General features: G+C 54.4%; 15 protein-coding genes. 12 read left to right on the forward strand and 3 right to left on the reverse strand.

What is annotated here, in order from left to right; translation table 11 throughout:
• Positions 1-48 precede the first annotated feature (48 nt).
• Positions 49-885, forward strand: a complete 837-nt coding sequence (locus GN112_RS20285) for a sulfide/dihydroorotate dehydrogenase-like FAD/NAD-binding protein (RefSeq protein WP_155311886.1) — start codon at positions 49-51, stop codon at positions 883-885.
• 79 nt (positions 886-964) lie between these two features.
• On the forward strand, positions 965-2377 hold the full coding sequence (gene gltA / locus GN112_RS20290; RefSeq protein WP_155311887.1) for an NADPH-dependent glutamate synthase: 1413 nt from the start codon (positions 965-967) through the stop codon (positions 2375-2377).
• A gap of 291 nt (positions 2378-2668) precedes the next feature.
• Here the strand turns inward: gltA and GN112_RS20295 are convergent, their stop codons facing one another.
• A complete protein-coding gene (locus GN112_RS20295) occupies positions 2669-3007 on the reverse strand; it encodes a hypothetical protein (protein WP_155311888.1) in 339 nt (112 codons plus the stop codon).
• Between the two features lie 465 nt (positions 3008-3472).
• Between GN112_RS20295 and GN112_RS20300 the strand changes: the two genes are divergently transcribed.
• On the forward strand, positions 3473-4150 hold the full coding sequence (locus tag GN112_RS20300) for a zinc ribbon domain-containing protein (RefSeq protein ID WP_155311889.1): 678 nt from the start codon (positions 3473-3475) through the stop codon (positions 4148-4150).
• Between the two features lie 173 nt (positions 4151-4323).
• Positions 4324-4887: a nucleotidyltransferase domain-containing protein gene (locus GN112_RS20305; RefSeq protein WP_155311890.1), complete on the forward strand. Its 564-nt coding sequence runs from the start codon at positions 4324-4326 to the stop codon at positions 4885-4887.
• Between the two features lie 15 nt (positions 4888-4902).
• On the opposite strand, the gene GN112_RS20310 is transcribed toward GN112_RS20305, so the two are convergent.
• Both GN112_RS20310 and GN112_RS20315 read right to left on the reverse strand, forming a co-directional pair.
• Positions 4903-5436, reverse strand: coding sequence for a type I restriction enzyme HsdR N-terminal domain-containing protein (locus GN112_RS20310; protein WP_162459043.1), 534 nt, complete (start codon positions 5434-5436; stop codon positions 4903-4905).
• A gap of 92 nt (positions 5437-5528) precedes the next feature.
• Positions 5529-6392 carry a DMT family transporter gene (locus GN112_RS20315; protein ID WP_155311892.1) on the reverse strand — a complete coding sequence of 288 codons (864 nt, stop codon included), beginning with the start codon at positions 6390-6392 and terminating at the stop codon, positions 5529-5531.
• Between the two features lie 141 nt (positions 6393-6533).
• Between GN112_RS20315 and GN112_RS20320 the strand changes: the two genes are divergently transcribed.
• The 8 genes from GN112_RS20320 (at position 6534) to metK (ending at position 18763) form a co-directional block, all read left to right on the forward strand.
• Positions 6534-7592, forward strand: a complete 1059-nt coding sequence (locus GN112_RS20320) for a S1C family serine protease (protein WP_162459044.1) — start codon at positions 6534-6536, stop codon at positions 7590-7592.
• Positions 7593-7846: 254 nt separating this feature from the next.
• Positions 7847-9409 (forward strand): sodium:proton antiporter, encoded by a 1563-nt coding sequence (locus GN112_RS20325; RefSeq protein WP_231717079.1) that lies wholly within the window; start codon positions 7847-7849, stop codon positions 9407-9409.
• A gap of 17 nt (positions 9410-9426) precedes the next feature.
• Positions 9427-10314 carry a universal stress protein gene (locus tag GN112_RS20330; RefSeq protein ID WP_162459045.1) on the forward strand — a complete coding sequence of 296 codons (888 nt, stop codon included), beginning with the start codon at positions 9427-9429 and terminating at the stop codon, positions 10312-10314.
• Between the two features lie 38 nt (positions 10315-10352).
• A complete protein-coding gene (locus GN112_RS20335; RefSeq protein WP_155311895.1) occupies positions 10353-15134 on the forward strand; it encodes a PAS domain S-box protein in 4782 nt (1593 codons plus the stop codon).
• 175 nt (positions 15135-15309) lie between these two features.
• A complete protein-coding gene (locus tag GN112_RS20340; RefSeq protein ID WP_155311896.1) occupies positions 15310-15702 on the forward strand; it encodes a response regulator in 393 nt (130 codons plus the stop codon).
• Between the two features lie 56 nt (positions 15703-15758).
• Positions 15759-16637 carry a universal stress protein gene (locus GN112_RS20345; protein WP_155311897.1) on the forward strand — a complete coding sequence of 293 codons (879 nt, stop codon included), beginning with the start codon at positions 15759-15761 and terminating at the stop codon, positions 16635-16637.
• 58 nt (positions 16638-16695) lie between these two features.
• A complete protein-coding gene (locus GN112_RS20350) occupies positions 16696-17328 on the forward strand; it encodes a cytidylate kinase-like family protein (protein ID WP_155311898.1) in 633 nt (210 codons plus the stop codon).
• A 268-nt stretch (positions 17329-17596) separates the two neighbouring features.
• Complete coding sequence (metK, locus tag GN112_RS20355) at positions 17597-18763, forward strand: methionine adenosyltransferase (protein WP_155311899.1); 1167 nt, start codon at positions 17597-17599, stop codon at positions 18761-18763.
• Positions 18764-18777 lie beyond the last annotated feature (14 nt).

Here is an 18777-nt window from a genome sequence, read left to right on the forward strand (position 1 = left end):
TGATTTGCGGCAGCGTAGCTGCAACGACAACCGACTTGGAGGACGCAAATGTTCAAAATTGTAAAACGTGAAGAGATGGCCGAAGGGACCGTGATTCTCAATGAAATTGAGGCGCCCCTGATTGCCAACAAAGCAAAACCCGGCCAGTTCGTAATCCTGAAGGCAAACGAAGACGGCGAACGAATTCCATTGACCATGGCTGACACCGATGCGGAAAAGGGCACCATCACCATCATTTACATGGTGGTGGGGAAATCGACGGCCCTTTTCAAGACCCTTCAGGTGGGAGACGGTTTCCAGGATGTGATTGGTCCGCTGGGAAAACCCACCCACTTGGAGAAATTGGGCAAAGTGGTCTGCGTGGGGGGAGGGACCGGTGTCGCCGTTCTCCATCCGATCACCCGTGCCCTGAAAGAGATCGGCAACGATGTGACCTGTATCATCGGTGCCCGCACCAAGGATCTCTTGATTCTCGAATCCCAGATGAAGGCGGCATCGAATGAACTGAAAGTCTGTACGGACGACGGCTCTTATGGTCATCATGGTTTTGTTACCGATGTCCTCAAGGAGGCGCTTGAAGGAGGAGATGTCAAACTGGTGGTGGCGATTGGCCCGGTGCCCATGATGAAGGCCGTCGCCAATCTGACCCGTTCGTATGATGTCAAGACTCTGGTGAGCCTTAACCCGATCATGATCGATGGCACCGGTATGTGCGGTGGTTGCCGGGTTACCGTTGGTGGCAAAACGAAATTTGCCTGTGTGGACGGACCGGAGTTCGATGGTCATCAGGTCAATTTCGACGAGTTGATGATGCGGCTACAGGCCTACTGCGAGGAAGAAAAACATTGTTACGAAGACTTCTGCACCCTTCAGGATGCGACCTGATACCCGTGCGAAACCATAATGGTGCTGACAACTGATGTTTGTATGTCGGCAGATGCGATTGGCATATGGAGGGATTGAGATGACGGAGAAAAAAGTAAAAAAAGGTAAAGCCGCCCGTTTGGCAATGCCTGAGCAGGCGCCGGAGATCAGAAAGCGCAATTTCAAAGAGGTTCCTACCGGCTATACGGTGGCCATGGCCCAGGAAGAGGCGGCTCGTTGCCTGCAGTGCAAAAAACCCGGTTGTATGGAAGGATGCCCGGTCAGTGTGGATATCCCAGGCTTCATCGGCCTGATCGCCGAAGGCGATTTCACCGGTGCCATTCGGCACATCTGGACAAAAAATGCATTGCCGGCCGTTTGTGGACGGGTTTGTCCCCAGGAGAGTCAGTGTGAAGGCCGTTGTATCGTGGGGAAAAAAGGCGAGCCGGTGGCCATCGGCAACTTGGAGCGCTTTGTGGCGGACTGGGAACGCGAAAAAGGCACGGGTGAATTACCGCCGAAAGCACCGGTCACGGGAAAAAAGGTGGCGGTTGTTGGCTCGGGCCCATCCGGACTGACCGTTGCCGGCGATCTGATCCAGAAGGGGCATTCGGTAACCGTCCTGGAAGCTTTTCACAAGCCCGGCGGCGTGTTGGTTTATGGTATTCCCGAATTCCGCCTGCCCAAGGCGATTGTGGCTCAGGAGGTCAATTTTCTCGAGCGCCTCGGGGTAAATGTTGAAGTCAACGCCGTGATCGGTCGGACCGTCAGTCTGGACGAACTCTTTGAACAGGGCTATGAAGCCATCTACTTGGGGGTGGGTGCCGGTTTGCCCCGCTTCATGAACCTGCCGGGTGAAAATTTAATTGGCATTCTCTCCGCCAATGAATACCTCACCCGTGCCAACCTGATGAAGGCCTACCGTTTTCCGGACGTGGACACACCGATTCCCAAGGGAAAAAACGTCGTTGTGCTGGGTGCCGGCAACGTGGCTATGGATTCTGCCCGAACCGCGATGCGCCTGGGCGCCGAGAATGTCAAAATCGTTTATCGCCGGTCGCGAGAGGAGATGCCGGCCAGAGCCGCCGAGATCCACCATGCCGAGGAAGAGGGCATTGAATTTTTCCTGCTGACCAATCCCACCCGTTTTATAGGCAACGAAAAGGGACGCCTGACTGGCATGGAGTGCCTGCGGATGGAGCTTGGCGAACCCGATGATTCCGGACGTCGGCGCCCGATTGCTATTGAGGGCTCCGAATTCCATATGGATACGGACCTGGTCATCGTGGCCGTCGGATCCGGGGCGAATCCTCTCTTGACCCAGTCCACACCGGACATGGAACTCAACAAATGGGGCTATATCGAGGCCGATCCGGAAACCGGAAAAACCACCAAGAAAGGCGTATGGGCCGGTGGTGATATCGTTACCGGCGCAGCCACGGTGATTCTGGCCATGGGCGCCGGGCGCAAGGCGGCCGATTCCATTCACCAGTATTTGACGTGGGGGTGGTAGGGATCGGGAATTTTATTAATTGAACAAAATTGCTTGTTCTTGCGCCCGTCTTCGGCGTTGCATCAACGGCCACATACTCCCAGTATGCAACCGTTGATGCGCCTTGAAGACGAACACAAGCCCGGCGCAATTACGTCCAATTAATTTCATCCCCAATCCTAAGCCTGCGGAATAGAAACCGGAAAAAAATCCGCCAGGCGTCCGTCCCTGATCACGGATAAGCCAAAGCCGGTTTATCATATTGATGAACCGGCTTTGGTAAGGCCTGCTGCAGTAGATGGACGACGTTGATCAAGTGAACAGATCAATGGCATTCTGGATAGCTTGGTTGGCAATGCCCATATTGGTTTGGGACAACTGTTGCGCGGCTTGGCCAGCCAATTGAGCCGCCTCGTCTTCCGAAAGATTACTGACCGGTTCATGCTGATCGGCTGCATCCGGTTGGTTCATCTCCGCCACCGCATTTTTTGCCTCATCGGAAAGGGTGAGTTGATAATCCGGGGTCTCTTCCGTTTTAGTGGCCAGTTCTTCGCTGACCTCTTCCTTTTCCCGCTTGATTTCACTGACTTTGGGTGTCGATTCCAGCCCGTGGACTGGCGAGCCGACCGGATTTGGATTTTCGATTTGCATGTTGTCCCTCCTTTGTTGGATGCGCCAACGCCGCTTTCACGCCTTCTTCCGGATGCTGGTGAGTTGGCATGCGCAGCTAAAATGAATCGTTCTAATTATCGGCAGGTGAGTGAGGAAGCTTTAGCTTTTTTTTAAATTATTTAACGATGCGGATAATGGTGCCGGCATTGACGGTCGGTGCCATATCGCTGCCGCCCAGAGCGGCATCCAAAGCCTGCCGGTACAGATAGTCCAACCTTTCCGTTCAAATTGACCTGTTTCCGGATCGGATCTTCCTATACCGTTGGTGGATTCAACTTGCAATTCAAAAGACGGCCGCCTATTAATGACTCTTGGCAGGCCGGCGGACCACCGCTGGTTGACAATACGCATGGCCGCCTTAATTTAGCCACTGATATCCGATTGATCCTTCTGGCGGTCACGCCCCCTGATCGACCCGATAGACACACACGATGGAGGCCCCAAATGGCTTTTGAAACCAAAGAAGAAGTGTTTGAAAAAATCATGGAGATGGAAAAACCCGTTTGCCCGCACTGCAAAGAAGAGATGAGCCTTTGGGAGGTCCCGCCGATTAACGTGGGTGACGGTCTGGGGTGGGGGACGCCTTACCTGTTCATGTGCTTTAACGACAACTGCCCCCTCTACACCCAGGGATGGGACAGTATGATGGAGAACTATGCCCAGCGCGCCTCCTACCGGTGTATCAATTTTCCCGGCACCGAACAGTTCGAACTGATTCCCGTCTTCAGCCCCATGGGTGCCAAGGGTCAGATGATCGATGACCAAGTGATGGCCGAAGAGGAGGCCCTGAAACAGAACATAAAAAAAGGGTTCTCCATTCTGGCGGATTGTTACGTCAACCAGGATGGGGTAACGATTCTCAAACTGCTTACCGATCCGGCCGAACCGGTCCGGGTTCGTATGAAAGCGGCGGAGATGATGGGTGATATCGGTGAACTGGAAGCCATCGAGCCGATTCGTAACCTCAAATTCGGAAACCAGCGTCTGCAGGAGCAGGTGGACAGTGCCATCCAAAAAATCCATGGCCGCTTTTTTACCCGCGAATGTCCGTTCTGTGCGGAAATTATCAAGCGCCGGGCCAAGGTGTGCAAACACTGCGGCAAGGAGGTGGCTGGCCAGTAGATCTCGTTGAATGGTGCGTTACCTTTTTCTGCGCCGTTTCCTCTGTTTTCCGGAGACGGCGCATGCTTGCCTTTGTCGTCCCGACCCGTTACGATCATTCCATTATATCCATCGTTTTACCGATGATTGTTCACCCTGGCCAGAATGTTCAATGATTCACGGGGGACATTGCCATGGCAAACTCCATGGACCGTCTGCAATCGATGCTTACCGCCATTTCGCGAATCAAGATCGACATGCAGGCATATTATCCCCGTGCCCTGCTCCTGTTTGGTTCCCTGGCACGTCACCTGGCCGGCGATCCGGGAGACCGTCCGCCCAACGACATCGATCTGCTGGTGGTTACCGGCAATCCGCCGTTGGCGCTGATGAAACGGGATTTCGGCTGCCCTGTCGAACTACATCGCTTTACCGTTAACAGGATGGTCGGCATCGCCAGAGCACTTCGTTACGACAGCCGGCCAATGGCCCTCGCCAAACTATATGGCAGCGTTCTGACCCGCAAACACGCCATCGACGTGATTGCCGCTGCCATGTTGCTGGGGCCTGCCTACGGCAATTTTGGCATCGAGCAGATCGAACGGGATGGAATCACCGACACCCGGGATTATTCCATTCACCAGGTATTGATTGGGGATGCATGGTGGGCGCGGCTGAGATGCTACGCGCAGCAACGGCGTGGGCCGTTGCTGCGTTTTTCCGACAAACTGGCGGGGGTTGACGGGTTCGATGGATAAATCGATCCCCGGCTGTCATGCCCCTCTGGGCTGCACATTGACATTCATGGAATCGTAGGAGCGAAAGACCAGCTTCTCCCTGGCCAGTCGCTCGGGTGCAATGGGGGGCAGCGTCGTCGTGTCTGCAAGAGTGAGCGCTTCCTGACGATGGGGAATGGCGTCAAGCCCCGTACCTTTTTTCTTGCCCGTGGCCACATCCAGAACCGTGGCCGTCATACCATCGGAAACCACGGCCAGGGGCAATGGTGAGGTGGCCAGCAGTCTTGCGGCGCTGATGATTTCGCGTTCCCTGGAGCCCAGTGACCCGGCAGCACATTTGATGGCCATCATGGGCCGGCCATTGATCTCTATGACCAGATCCACGGCCGAGTGATAAACATCCCCATCGATCTCAACAACGATGGGCTTGTCCACGGCGATCTCATCAAGTCCGTACCCCTTTTTCTCGACCAGGTAGCGCTCCACCTGTTGGCGGTTGGCCTCGGCCCCCACGTTGGGAACGGATTGGCCGGTAATGAAATCGATGACGACATCGGTGTTGGTGTCCATTTGTCTGTATTCTCCATCAAAGTTATTTTGAGCAGTACGATTTTGTGTGAACCGAATGGGTGCATATTGGATTTCATACCCTTGGCCCATTGTCAAACCCTGACCCGCTGGAGCATGGCCAGGAAGGTGGTTACCAGAATTATCCCCCCCCCGGCAAGGGTATGCAGGCCGGGGTGTTCACCGAGCAACAGGTAAGCAAAAACAATTCCGTAGACCGGCTCGAGACAGGCGATAATCGAAGCCAGTTGGGCACGCGCAAAGGCCAATCCGCGGATGAACAGGGCGTGGGATAGAGCTGTGCAGACAATTCCCAGAATGGCCAGAAGACCCAGTTGTTGCGCATTGACAGCCACATCGATCCATAGGGTCATGGGAAGCAGGATTATGGTCGCGGTTGCGTTTTGGAGAAAAGCGATCGTTACAGAGGGGTAGGCGCGAACCCATTTACGGTTCAGCAGGGAGAGAATCGCAAAAGTGAACCCGGAAGCGGTTCCCCACATGGCACCGGAAAACACGGCGCCTCCAAAGGGTGCCGGATATACCATGATGACCAGCCCGACAAACACCAGAAAGGCGGTGACCATATCAATAGTGCGGCGGCGTTCATTGAACCACCAGGGTTCGATCAGCGCCGTGAAGACCGGGAAGGTGGAAAAGGCCAGTAGGCCGATGGCCACACTGGAGACTTGAATGCTATGGAAAAAGGTGATCCAGTGGATCGCCAGGAGCAGTCCCAACAAACTGAACAGGGCAAGGGTACGGCCATCTTTGGGCCAATGCCGGTCATTGCTGATGATGAGCACGAGACCCAGTGCCAACGTGGCATAGCCCGTGCGGCCGAGGACAATTAGCCATGCGGGGATAACTAAAAACTTGCCAAAAAGTCCGGCCAGGCCGAAAAGCAGTACAGCAACATGGATTTCAACGAGTCCGGACGGGTGAGTATTATTTGCCATTTTCTTCACTTGGAAATTGGTTTGGCGTAATCAAGCTTGTTTTGTATACCGAAACAAGGTGGTTGATCAATGCATGAACGGCGGGTTGGATTGAATTGGTAACGGTGTGGAGTGGTTATGCGAGGATGGATCATTAATGTGATGCTGATTGGGTGTTGTGTCGCCGTGTGTCTTTCCCCAGGAACGGTTCAGGCGACCGTCTACCAGTATAAAAAGGATGGTGTCTGGCATTTTACCGACGATCCGGCGGCCTTGCCGGCAGATCAGCGGCCTGAAACGAGCGCCGCCAATTTGCCGGAAGGCTCCACCGCAAATGATCTGAACGCCCGGCTCACGGCTGCGTTTTCACCAAAAAACGGTGTCGAGGCGGCAACCCTGGCCACCGTATGGGTCGAAACGGCGTTCGGACATGGCAGCGGTTTTTTTGTTACGGCCGATGGTTACCTGATCACCAACAGGCATGTGATCCGACCGGCCAGCAGCCCGGGAAATATCCAGGACCGCGCTACGGCGGCCCAGGCCGAAGCCTTGAAGCGCCATGCGGCGCAGATCGAAAATCAGGCCAAAAGATTGCAAACTGCCAGGAAAGAGCTTGACGACTTCAGGCGTTACCTGGACAGTCAGCCAGACTCGGCCAGTCGGCAATACAACGAAGCCCGTTATGCGCAGGCGTTGCAACGATATCAAGCCGGCCGACAATCCTTGGATGCCGCGCGAAAGAAATTGTCCGCTCAACACTCGGCGTTTGAGGCAGCCCGGCTGCAGCAGCGGGTCGATGCCGGTCTCGCGGCGTTAAACCAGAATTTTACCATCCATCTGGCCGATAACACCCCCCTTTATGCCTATGTGGTTGAAATCAGTGAGACATACGACATCGCCCTGTTAAAAGTGGATGGCTACATCACCCCCTTTCTTTCACCTCCACGACCCTTTGCGGTTGCCCAGGGGGAGCCGGTATATGCCATCGGCAATCCCGTGCAACTGAGAAACTCGGTTACCTCCGGCGTTATTTCCGGATTCGAGGGGCCGTTCGTAAAGACCAATGCCCAGATATACCCGGGAAACAGTGGCGGCCCCCTGGTGACCGCCCGGGGTCATGTGGTCGGCATCAATACTTTCAAACGGCTGACCCACAAATTTGAAGGGCTCGGATTTGCCGTGTCCATCCAGGTGGTGTTGGAGGATCTGGATAGCATCTGATTCGTCCGCACCTTGTCCGATCCTTTGCCGAGCGCCTTTTTGCCCGATTTGGCGACATGCCAAACCAGTTGACAATAAAAGCAGAACCGTAGTATGCATGCACTACATTTCATTTCATATCTAATGGTTATATGATATTCCGAATGGGTGGTGACCCCATTTGTTCGTTAATGAACACGGACCGGTAGTTTTCTTTTTATACCACGGGTCAACGCCAGCATCGACCCTGATTCCAGCTGTGAGGCCGAAAAACCATGAGCACACCCGGTAGGCGCCCGATTGTTTTTCTGCTGTGGATTGTGGTGATCCTCTTCATCCTGGCCCAGCCGGCGGTTTTGGTGGCGTCGGATCAACAACAAAACATAAGTATAGATGACTTTGCAGTGGATTCGTCGCTGGAGAGCCATCCCGCCACGGGACATATGGAACCCGAAGGCGAAGCAACCCTTCATGAAGGGGCCCATGGCCACGCGGATTTGGGGCCGATTCTGCCTTTGTGGAGCTGTGTTCCCTTTGCCTGCATGCTGCTTTCCATCGCCCTGTTTCCCCTCCTTGCCCCGGAGTTTTGGCATCATCACTTCGGCAAGGTTTCCGGTTTTTGGGCCGCGACCATGGCGGTTCCCTTTCTCTTTGTTTACAAGGGCACCGCCATGTATGAAATTTTCCATATTCTTTTGGCGGATTACGTTCCCTTTATCATTTTGCTGTGGTCCCTCTATACGGTATCGGGCGGTATTCTGCTGAAAGGATCCCTGCGCGGAACACCCCTGGTCAACGTGGCCATTCTGACCCTGGGTACCCTGCTGGCATCCTGGATGGGGACCACCGGGGCGGCGATGCTGTTGATCCGGCCATTTCTGCGGGCCAACAACTACCGCAAAAACCGTACGTTTATGGTGGTCTTTTTTATTTTTCTGGTGGCCAATGTCGGTGGTTCACTGACGCCACTGGGGGATCCGCCGCTATTCCTGGGCTTTTTGCACGGTGTCTCTTTTTTTTGGACCATGCATATTCTTCCTCACATGCTGACCGTTTCCGGCCTGCTGCTGGTGGTCTATTTTTTTCTTGACCGCTACCATTTCCACAGGGAAGCCGGCCGGGTTCCCGCCGATGAAGCCGAAAAAACCCCGCTGAAGCTGGTGGGCATCCATAATTTTATTTTTTTGGGCGGTATCATCGGCGCGGTGTTGATAAGCGGTATGGTTGACTGGGGGCACGTCAACGTGCTGGGGGTCCATCGGGGAATTCAGGACTGGGTTCGCGATGGCCTCCTGATCGCCATGGGGCTTTTTTCAATGGTCACGACTTCCCTGGAGATCCGTGAGGACAACGATTTTACCTGGTTTCCCATCATTGAGGTGGCCTATCTGTTTGTGGGCATCTTCATCACCATGATTCCCTGCCTGTTGATTCTGAAAGCCGGCGCCCATGGGCATCTGGCCTTTCTGATCAATGCCGTCAAGGCGCCGGTTCACTACTTTTGGATTACCGGGGCGCTTTCCGGTTTTCTGGATAATGCCCCCACCTATCTGACCTTTTTCAATACCGCTTTGGGCAGTCATTATCCGGGGATGGCCGAAGCCCAGGCCGTGCCGCTGTTGATGACGGAAAAAATCCTTTACCTGGAGGCGATCTCCGCCGGTGCCGTTTTTTTTGGCGCCTGCAGTTACATCGGCAATGCACCCAATTTTATGGTTCGCTCCATCGCCGAAGAGGCCGGCACACCCATGCCCAGTTTTTTCGGATACATATTGAAATACACGCTCGTTTTTCTGCTGCCCGCTTTTGCGGTGGTCACCTTTATCTTCTTTTTTTAATGAACGGGAGGCCGAGGATGCGTTTTGAAACCCTGCTCTTTCATACCCGATTCAGGGAACTGGCTTTTAATTCGCTGAAAACCGTTCTTCAATTGAAAACGGCCGGCCTGAAAAAGGTGGTCCTGGCCCATGTGATTCCGCGGGATGATGTGGCCTTCGTTCCCTATGGCGGCACCTTGAAGGCGGATATAAAGCGCCTTCGCGAGGAGGCACGGGTGACTTTCGACGACTGGATCCAGACCATTGCCGACTCCCAGTTAATTTTTACCCAGCGTATTGAAATCGGTGCGCCCAATGCGAAAATCCTTGAGATGGCCGAAGCGGAGAAGGCCGATATGATCGTTGTTGGGCGCAAAAAACGGACGTTGATGGAAAAGGTTTACGTGGGAACGCACGTGCTGGATGTGTTGCGCCGCAGTACGGTGCCGGTACTGATGAGTAAATATATGGTACAATACGAGTGGCAGGGCGAGTCACTGATGCGGACCAATGAACAGATCTGGAAACGGCCGCTGTTGGCCTCCGACTGGTCGGATCCTTCCCGGCGGGCGTTGGATGCCACCCTGGCAATGAAACCACTGGTGGAAAAAATTGGTGTTACCCACGTGTTGGGACGGCGCCGGACGAAAAATCTGGAAGCGGCGGCCGTCCAGCGACTTGAAGCCGAGAGTGAACGCCGGCTTCGGGATTACTGCCAGGAGATTGAAGCGGCCGGCATCCAAGCTGAACCTCATCTGGCCATGGGCCGTACGGTGGAAGCCATTCTCAAAATGTCCCGGGACTATGGCGCGACCCTGATCGTCATGGGCCGCACCGGTAAGGACTGGTTTCAGGAATACTGGCTGGGGGGCGTATCCCATCGGGTGGCCGAACTGAGTGAGTTGCCGGTGCTGTTGATCCCGTAAGCAACACAAAGAAAAAAAGGGGATCGATTCGAAATTTTATGATACGCGAAATTGAAAATACGAAAATCGCCATTGTGGGTGGCGGACGGTTTTGTGAAAAGTTGCTCCGGCATCTGTTTGGCGAACACTTTTCCGGCCGGCGCCCGGAGGTCCTGGGCGTCGCTGATCTGAACGATAAGGCGGTGGGGATGATCTATGCCCGTGAACGGGGCATTTATACCTGCCGGGACTATCGCGACATCTGTCGTCTGGATGGGCTTGAGACGATCATCGAAGTAACCTGGGATTTGGACCTGGCCCGTTGCATTGCCGAGATCAAACCGGCAGAAGTTACGCTGATTGATCATCAGGACTCGCGTTTTCTCTGGGATCTGTTGAAACTGGAAACCATTCGTGAAGAGTCCTTAAGCGCTCTTACAACGGCAAGTGTAACGCCTGAAACGATCCAGGCACAACTTGACCAGAGTTTTCGCCGCACCGCCGATATTCTGATGCAGCGCAACCGCCGTTTCAAGCAAATCGAAAGCGAAATTTACGAAAAGGAAAAAACCCTTTCCCAGATTATCCAGGGCAGTACCATTCCCACCTTTGTCATTGACCGGGACCACATGGTTACCCACTGGAACCATGCCCTGGAGAAACTTACCGGTTTCCGGGCGGATCAGATCGTGGGTACCCACGATCACTGGAAGCCGTTTCGTCGGCATACACGGCCCATCATGGCCGATGTGATTCTCGACCAGCTGGAAACCGGTGAAATCAACCACTATTACGGCTCCCGGTGGCAGCCTTCCACAACGGTGGAAGGCGGTTTCGAGGCCGAGGAATTTTTCGATCACCTGGGCGACGATGGCCGCTGGCTGTTTTTCACCGCTGCGCCCATCAAGGCCTCGGACGGAACCATTATCGGCGCCATCGAAACCCTTTGGGACAACACCGAAAATCACCGCGCCGAGGTCGAACGGCACAATTATACCCGGCGCATCGAAGAAAGCGAGCGGACGCTGGCCCAGATTGTTTCGGGCAGCGCGATTCCCACCTATGTGCTTGACCGTGACCATGTCATTACCCATTGGAATCAGGCCCTGGAAAAGCTGACCGGTTATCCTGCCGCAAGAATGTTGGGCACCCGGCGACATTGGGAGCCGTTTTGGGAAAGCGAGCGGCCCTCCATAGCCGATGTGATTCTGGAAAAGCGCAGTGAGGATGAGATCCGTGAACTTTACGGGGAGCAGTGGCGTAAATCGGACTTCATCGAAGATGCCTATGAAGCGGAGGTGTTTTTCCCGAAGCTGGGCAGCAACGGCCGTTGGTGCTGGTTTACTGCCGCGCCGATCAAAGGAACCAGTGACGTGGCGGTTGGCGCCATCGTGACGTTTCAGGATACCACGTCCAAAAAACGGGCCGAAGCGGAGAACCGGCGCTACGTTAAAGAACTGGAAGAACATGAACAGGCCCTTTCCCAGATCGTTCAGGGGAGCACCACCCCCACTTTCGTGATCAACCGGAATCATATCGTAAGCCAATGGAACCGGGCGTTGGAGAACCTGACCGGTTATTCAGCCGACGAAATGGTGGGTACCCGCCAGCACTGGAAGCCTTTTCGGAAAAAAGCCCGCCCCTTGATGGCCGATGTTATTTTGGATCAGTATGAGACCGGCGAGATCAGTCAGTATTATGGTGCCAAATGGCGGCCCTCGTCGTTGGTTGAAGGGGCTTATGAGGCGGAAGAATTTTTTGAACAACTGGGTGATAACGGCCGCTGGCTGATTTTTACCGCCGCCCCTATCAAAGCTCCGGACGGGACGCTGGTAGGGGCGATCGAGACCTTGTGGGACTGCACGGATACCAAGCGTGCCGAAGCCGAACATCGTCGGGACATGCTGCGCATCGAGGAGAGCGAGCACCGGCTCAGTCAAATTATCCAGGGCAGCACCATCCCCACGTTTGTGATCAATCAGGAGCATGTGATCACCCACTGGAACCGGGCCCTGGAGCGGTTGAGTGGCCACTCCGCCCTGCGCATGGTGGGGTCCCGCAATCAGTGGGCGCCATTCTGGGATCAGGAACGGCGTACCATGGCCGACATTATCCTCGATCAGAGCAGCGATCATGAGATTTGGGACCTTTACGGGGGCAAATGGAAAAAATCAGAACTGATCGAAGACGCCTTCGAGGCGGAAGTTTTTTTTCCCAAGTTGGGTAAAGGCGGCAAATGGCTCTTTTTCACCGCCGCACCGATCCGATCTGCCGACGGCAATATCGTGGGTGCCATCGAAACGTTTTGGGACACCACGGAGAAAAAAGAGGCCGAAGCCCAGCGGGGGCGGTATACCCGTGAACTCGAAGAGAGTCGACGGGCCCTCAGTCAGATCATTCAAGGCAGCACCATTCCTACCTTTGTGCTCAACGATGCTCACCTGATCACCCACTGGAACCGGGCCCTCGAACGCCTGACCGGTTTTCCGGCCGCCCAGATGGTGGGGACCAGCCGCCAGTGGGTGCCGTTCTGGGATCAGGAACGGCCCACCATGGCCGACGTGATTCTGGATCAGAAAGGCGATGAAGAGGTCTGGGATCTTTACGGTGGCAAATGGAAAAAATCGGAACTGATCGAGGGGGCTTACGAAGCCGAAGTTTTTTTCTCCAAACTGGGTAATGAAGGCAAATGGCTCTTTTTTACCGCCGCTCCCATCAAGGCCGCCGACGGCAGCGTGGTCGGTGCCATTGAAACCTTGTGGGACAATACCGGTAAAAAACAGGCTGAAAACGATCGACGGCAATATACGCGTAAGCTGGAAGAGAATCAGCGAACCCTGTCCCAGATCATTCAGGGCAGCACGATTCCCACCTTTGTATTAAATCCGGATCATGTCATTACCCACTGGAACCAGGCCATGGAGAAATTCACCGGCCATGCATCCTCGGAGATGGTGGGGACCAATCGTCAGTGGGCGCCGTTCTGGGATAATGAGCGACCCTCCATAGGGGATTTGATTCTCGATCAATCCAGTGAGCATGAAATCTGGAATCTTTACGGCGGCCGATGTAAAAAATCGGAACTGATCGAAGGGGGCTACGAGGCGGAGGTCTTTTTCCCCAGGCTGGGACATGGTGGCCGTTGGTGCTGGTTTACCGCTGCGCCATTGAAGGCCGCTGACGGCAGTCTGATCGGTGCCATTGAAACTCTTTTTGATACCACCGAAGTCAAGCGGGCGCAGGAGGAGCAGCGCCTGCGCAACCGTGAATTGACAACCCTGTGTTCGATCTACACGGCCCTGAATGCCCCCACGACCCTTCAGGACCGGATTGGTGGGGCAGTATTGGAAATCCGCGACTTTTTAAGCGCGGAAAGTGTTTGCCTGTATATGGCCGAGGATTCGGGAGGCTTTGACCTGCGGTATTTCAATGCCTGCTATGCCGAACCGGGGTATGGCCAGGCCGGCCCGGCGGAGGAGCCCGAAATTATCAAAACGGTGTCGCGTACCGATAAGCCCCAGGTCCATCATATCGAAACCCATGACGGGGAAAACGGAAAGACCGAGGCGACGGCGTTTGCTTATATTCCCATCAGCGCCAAGGACACCAAGGGAATTGGCGTCATGCGCATTGAAAAGGCCAACGCCCGTTTTTCTGCCGAAGAACTGCATCTTTTGGATCTCATCGGCAACCGTATCGGCGCCACCATCGAAAATGCCATTCTACACGACGAAATCATCCGCAAATCCAACTTTCAGGCGAAACTGATCGGAAGCGCCAACGAAGGAATTATCGCCACCGATGAACACTGGAAAACAGTCATTTTCAATCCGGGGGCGGAGCGGATTTTCGGTTATGTTGCCGACGACGTGGTTACGGTCAAAGACGCCAGGGATTATCTGCCGCAGCTGGTGCAGGAAACGCTGCTGTCCAATTCGGATGCCGTTATCGATGCCAACGCAAGTTCACCCTGGGCGGAAACTGAAATCACCGCCAGCACCGGTGAGACGATTCCGGTGAGATTTTCCGGGTCGGTATTGCGCGAAAACAAAAAAAACATGGGGACGGTGAGTTTCTTCCAGGACCTGCGGGAGATCAAACGGCTGGAGCGGGACCTGGTCAACAGCGAACGCCTCGCTGCCGTCGGCCAGACCGTTGCCGGCATGGCCCACTGCATCAAGAACATCCTGCATGGATTCAAAGGCGGCAGCTATCTGGTGGATGTGGGGCTGGACCGGGACAATGCCGATAAATTGAAAAAGGGCTGGGAGATGATCCAGCGGAACATCACGCGGACATCGGACCTGGTGATGGACCTGCTTTCCTACTCCAAGGAACGTGAGCCGGAATACGAATCGTGTCATCCCAACGAGATTGCCGAGGACGTCTGCGAATTGCTCAGCGGGGTTGCAGAGGATCACGACGTTCGGTTGGTGAGGCAACTTTCTGAGAAAATCGAACCTATGGTCTTGGATCCACGAAGCGTTCATCGCAGTTTGATGAATATGGTGACAAATGCCATTGATGCGTGTATTTTTGATCCAGCGATGGACAAACAGCACCAGGTAACGGTGATCACCAGTCGTGAAGACGGCGGGGACATGGTCCGCTTCGATATCTGTGATAACGGCAGCGGCATGTCCGAGGAAGTCAAGGCCAAACTCTTTTCATCTTTTTTCAGCACCAAGGGGGTCAAGGGAACCGGTCTCGGTCTGCTGGTGACCGCAAAACTGGTTGAAGAGCAAAAAGGCACCATTGACGTGACCTCCACGGAAGGGAAGGGGACCACCTTTACCCTTCGTTTTCCGGCAAGGCTGCCCAAGACCGTCAACCCGAACTGAAAATATGCCCGCATTCGTATCGTCTTATGCGGGGGCGGTGGATGACCGGCGCGTCGCCTTGGTTTGGCTTTTTCAGCCGTGCTGGCCACCAGCCGGCCCGTTTGCTATCGATTTTGCCAACAAATGAATTTGGAACATTTTCAATATTGTGATTAACTTAATAGGAGGCCCTGCAATGAGCAAAAAGGTATTGATTATAGACGATGATCCGGACGTCAGACTGTTCAATGCAACGGTAGTGGAAGAAAACGGCTATACACCGATTGAGGCGGCAAACGGCGAAGACGGGCTCGAATTGGTCAAGAAAGAGAAGCCCGACCTGGTGCTGTTAGATGTATTGATGCCCAAACAGAGCGGAATCCGGTTTTACCGGGAGCTGAAATCCGACGAAGCCTTTTTGGATATTCCGGTGATCATGCTGTCCGGCGTGGCCAAGCGGACCTTCCTGCGATCACAGAAGGCCCTCACGGAATTCGGTGATAAACCGGTTCCCGAGCCGGAAAGCTATCTGGAAAAACCGGTCGAGCCGGATGAGCTGGCTGCGGAGATGGAAAAGTTTTTGAAGTAGCCGGCCCGCGGGCGAAGCGCCCATTTTATTCCTTTGGCAGGCAAGGATGAAATATCATGGAGATAAAAAAGCTGCTGTTTGTGACCCGGTTTAACAATCTCCGTTTTGATGCGCTGCAGTCGCTGATGGACCTGAAGAAAGCGGCCCTCAACCATGTGGTCTTTCTCAATGTTATTGAGCGTGAGAAAGTGGCCATGCGCAGGGGCAAAGGGTACGAGAAAAGCGCTGAGATACGGCTTCGCGAAAAAGCCAACATCCGTTTCATCGACTGGGCGGAGACCCTTTTCGAGCAAGGTATGGAGGTCGGAGTCTACATTGTCGTGGGCAGTTTTGCGGCTCAGGTGATCCAGGCCGCCGAAAAAGAGACGGTGGACCTGATCGTGTTGAGTCCCGAAAAAAAAGGAAGGCTGGAGCAGCTTTATTCCGGTTCTGATATTACCGAAATTGTCCACCGTTCCGCCACGCCGGTACTGGTCTATAAATACCTTTCGCGTAAGGGGCCACTGGCCGAAAATCCGTTTGAAAAACCATTGCTGGCGACCAACTGGTCCGATGCCAGCCGGCGTGCCATTGACTATCTGAAGGCCCTGAAAGCGGTCATTCGTGAAGTCGATGTGGTCTATGTGGCCAGCGAAAAGGAACTCAAGGGCACTTCTGCCATGGCGATCCAGAAGACCCGCAAGGAAAACCGCAAAAAGCTGGAAACCTTGTGTGATGAACTGGAGGATGTCGGCATCACGGCCAAACCGCATGTTTATGTCGGAGAGACGGTCGAGGAACTCGACAAGGCGGCCCGGGAGTGCCAATCATCCATGATCATTGCCGGTTCTCCGGGAAAGCGTCTGTGGAAGGACCGATGGGGAACCAGCATCAGTAAAGGCTTGACGGAAAAATCGGTTTTCCCGGTGCTGCTCGTCCCCCCCCAGGAGGGGTAGCCACCGGAGCAACCGTTAAAAAAACGAATCTAACCCGCAACGAGATTGAGGAGGCACGATGGCGGTCATTACAATATCGCGTCAGTTTGGCGCAGGCGGCATTACCCTTGGCAAAATGGTTGCCGATTCTTTGGGCTACACGTTCGCCGACAGTGATATCATTCAGCGTGTGGCCAAAGAGGCCAATGTTTCCACCCATTGGGTCGAATCCTTTGAAAAAGAAGCCGGCAGCAAACTTTCCCGGCTTGTTTCCAGCATGGTGTCCAAACGCTGGATCGATCGAGTGCTTGGCGACGAGCGGGGCTACCTGGATGAAAAGATCTATCTTGACTATCTGGTTCTGATTATTGCCCAGTTCGCCGATGAAGGCAATGTGGTGATTATCGGGCGGGGAAGCCAGTACATCCTTAACGATCATCCCGACGCCATCCATGTGCTGTTGATGGATGAGTTTGAAAACCGTGTCAAATTCATGATGAAGCAATACGATATGCCTGAAAAAAAGGCTCGGCGTACGGTGGAAAGTGAAGATCGGCGGCGGGTCAGCCTGTATAAACGGTTGGGTAAAACGGATTTTGAGAATCCGCGTTTATATCATCTGGTGTTAAACATGGGAAAGATGGATATGAAAACGGCCCGTGATATGATTTGTGATGCCGTCAAAGAACGCATGGCCGCGAACTCCGCTTGAACGAGCGGGCTTATGCCCCAATCCGGTTGCCTTTATCATGAAGAGCCGCTTTGACCGCTAACGGCTGCCAGCCACAGGAGATTTCGGCTCCGGTATGTGTCCGAAATAGATTACGGATAAAACGTGGCTGGTGGACAACGGGTGCCAGCGGCTTTCTTGCTTGTTGTATTGTTAGCAAATCGTACGCCACAGACCTTGCTAATGACTTTAAGAGAAGGTATTTTATATGTTTCGGGGTTGCCCGTTTATTCCATAGAAGGAGACCTGCATGACCAACAATTTTTTATTTACCTCCGAATCGGTAACCGAAGGCCATCCGGACAAAGTGGCCGATGCGATTTCAGACGCCATTTTGGATGCCATCATGACCCAGGACACGGGGTGCCGGGTGGCCTGCGAAACCCTGGTTACCACCGGGCTGGCCTTCATCGCCGGCGAAATCACCACCGATTGCTACGTGGATATGCCCCAGATCGTCCGGGACACCATCAAGGATATCGGTTATCATTCCTCCCAGATGGGGTTTGACTGGCGGACCTGTTCGGTCATCACCAGCATTGATCACCAGAGCCCGGACATTGCTCAGGGGGTCAACCAGGGGCAGGGGCTTTACAAGGATCAGGGAGCTGGCGATCAAGGGCTGATGTTCGGTTTCGCCACGGATGAGACACCGGAGTTGATGCCCATGCCGATCATGTATGCGCACAAACTGACCCGTCGCCTGACCCAGGTGCGTAAAAATGGCGCCCTGGACTTTCTCAGGCCGGACGGGAAATCCCAGGTGACCATTGAGTACCAAGACGGCCAACCCAAACGGGTGGACACCATCGTTGTTTCCAGCCAACACAAACCCGATGTGACCCACGAGGACCTGCGCGAAGCGATTATCGAAGAGGTGATCAAAAAAGTGATCCCGGCCAGCATGATTGATGGCGATACGCGCTATTTCGTCAACCCCACCGGCCGGTTCGTTGTGGGGGGGCCCATGGGTGACTGCGGGCTTACCGGGCGTAAGATCATCGTGGATACTTACGGCGGCCAGGGGAGCCATGGGGGCGGGTGTTTTTCCGGCAAGGATCCCTCCAAGGTTGACCGCAGCGCCTCCTACATGGGGCGGCATGTGGCCAAGAACATTGTTGCCGCGGGGCTGGCGAAGCGGTGCGAAGTCCAGATTGCCTACGCCATCGGGGTGGCCGAACCGGTGTCGGTGATGATCGATCTCATGCATACCGGAAAAGTACCCAAGGAACGGGTGGAGGAGATTGTCAAAGAGGTTTTCGACCTGCGACCGGCGGCCATTATCGAGTACCTCGATTTGCTGCGTCCCATCTACCGCAATACCGCGGCCTATGGCCATTTTGGCCGGACCGAACCGGAGTTTTCCTGGGAGCATACCAACAAGGCCGATATCATACGTGAAAAGGCCGGACTGTAGACTCGCCAACAGAT

Source organism: Desulfosarcina ovata subsp. ovata (genome assembly GCF_009689005.1).
GTDB lineage: Bacteria > Desulfobacterota > Desulfobacteria > Desulfobacterales > Desulfosarcinaceae > Desulfosarcina > Desulfosarcina ovata.

Coding starts and splice junctions, on each gene's coding strand:
- GN112_RS20285 (WP_155311886.1), top strand. CDS start 49: ATGTTCAAAATTGTAAAACGTGAAGAGATGGCCGAAGGGACCGTGATT.
- gltA (WP_155311887.1), top strand. CDS start 965: ATGACGGAGAAAAAAGTAAAAAAAGGTAAAGCCGCCCGTTTGGCAATG.
- GN112_RS20295 (WP_155311888.1), bottom strand. CDS start 3,007: ATGCAAATCGAAAATCCAAATCCGGTCGGCTCGCCAGTCCACGGGCTG.
- GN112_RS20300 (WP_155311889.1), top strand. CDS start 3,473: ATGGCTTTTGAAACCAAAGAAGAAGTGTTTGAAAAAATCATGGAGATG.
- GN112_RS20305 (WP_155311890.1), top strand. CDS start 4,324: ATGGCAAACTCCATGGACCGTCTGCAATCGATGCTTACCGCCATTTCG.
- GN112_RS20310 (WP_162459043.1), bottom strand. CDS start 5,436: ATGGACACCAACACCGATGTCGTCATCGATTTCATTACCGGCCAATCC.
- GN112_RS20315 (WP_155311892.1), bottom strand. CDS start 6,392: ATGGCAAATAATACTCACCCGTCCGGACTCGTTGAAATCCATGTTGCT.
- GN112_RS20320 (WP_162459044.1), top strand. CDS start 6,534: ATGCTGATTGGGTGTTGTGTCGCCGTGTGTCTTTCCCCAGGAACGGTT.
- GN112_RS20325 (WP_231717079.1), top strand. CDS start 7,847: ATGAGCACACCCGGTAGGCGCCCGATTGTTTTTCTGCTGTGGATTGTG.
- GN112_RS20330 (WP_162459045.1), top strand. CDS start 9,427: ATGCGTTTTGAAACCCTGCTCTTTCATACCCGATTCAGGGAACTGGCT.
- GN112_RS20335 (WP_155311895.1), top strand. CDS start 10,353: ATGATACGCGAAATTGAAAATACGAAAATCGCCATTGTGGGTGGCGGA.
- GN112_RS20340 (WP_155311896.1), top strand. CDS start 15,310: ATGAGCAAAAAGGTATTGATTATAGACGATGATCCGGACGTCAGACTG.
- GN112_RS20345 (WP_155311897.1), top strand. CDS start 15,759: ATGGAGATAAAAAAGCTGCTGTTTGTGACCCGGTTTAACAATCTCCGT.
- GN112_RS20350 (WP_155311898.1), top strand. CDS start 16,696: ATGGCGGTCATTACAATATCGCGTCAGTTTGGCGCAGGCGGCATTACC.
- metK (WP_155311899.1), top strand. CDS start 17,597: ATGACCAACAATTTTTTATTTACCTCCGAATCGGTAACCGAAGGCCAT.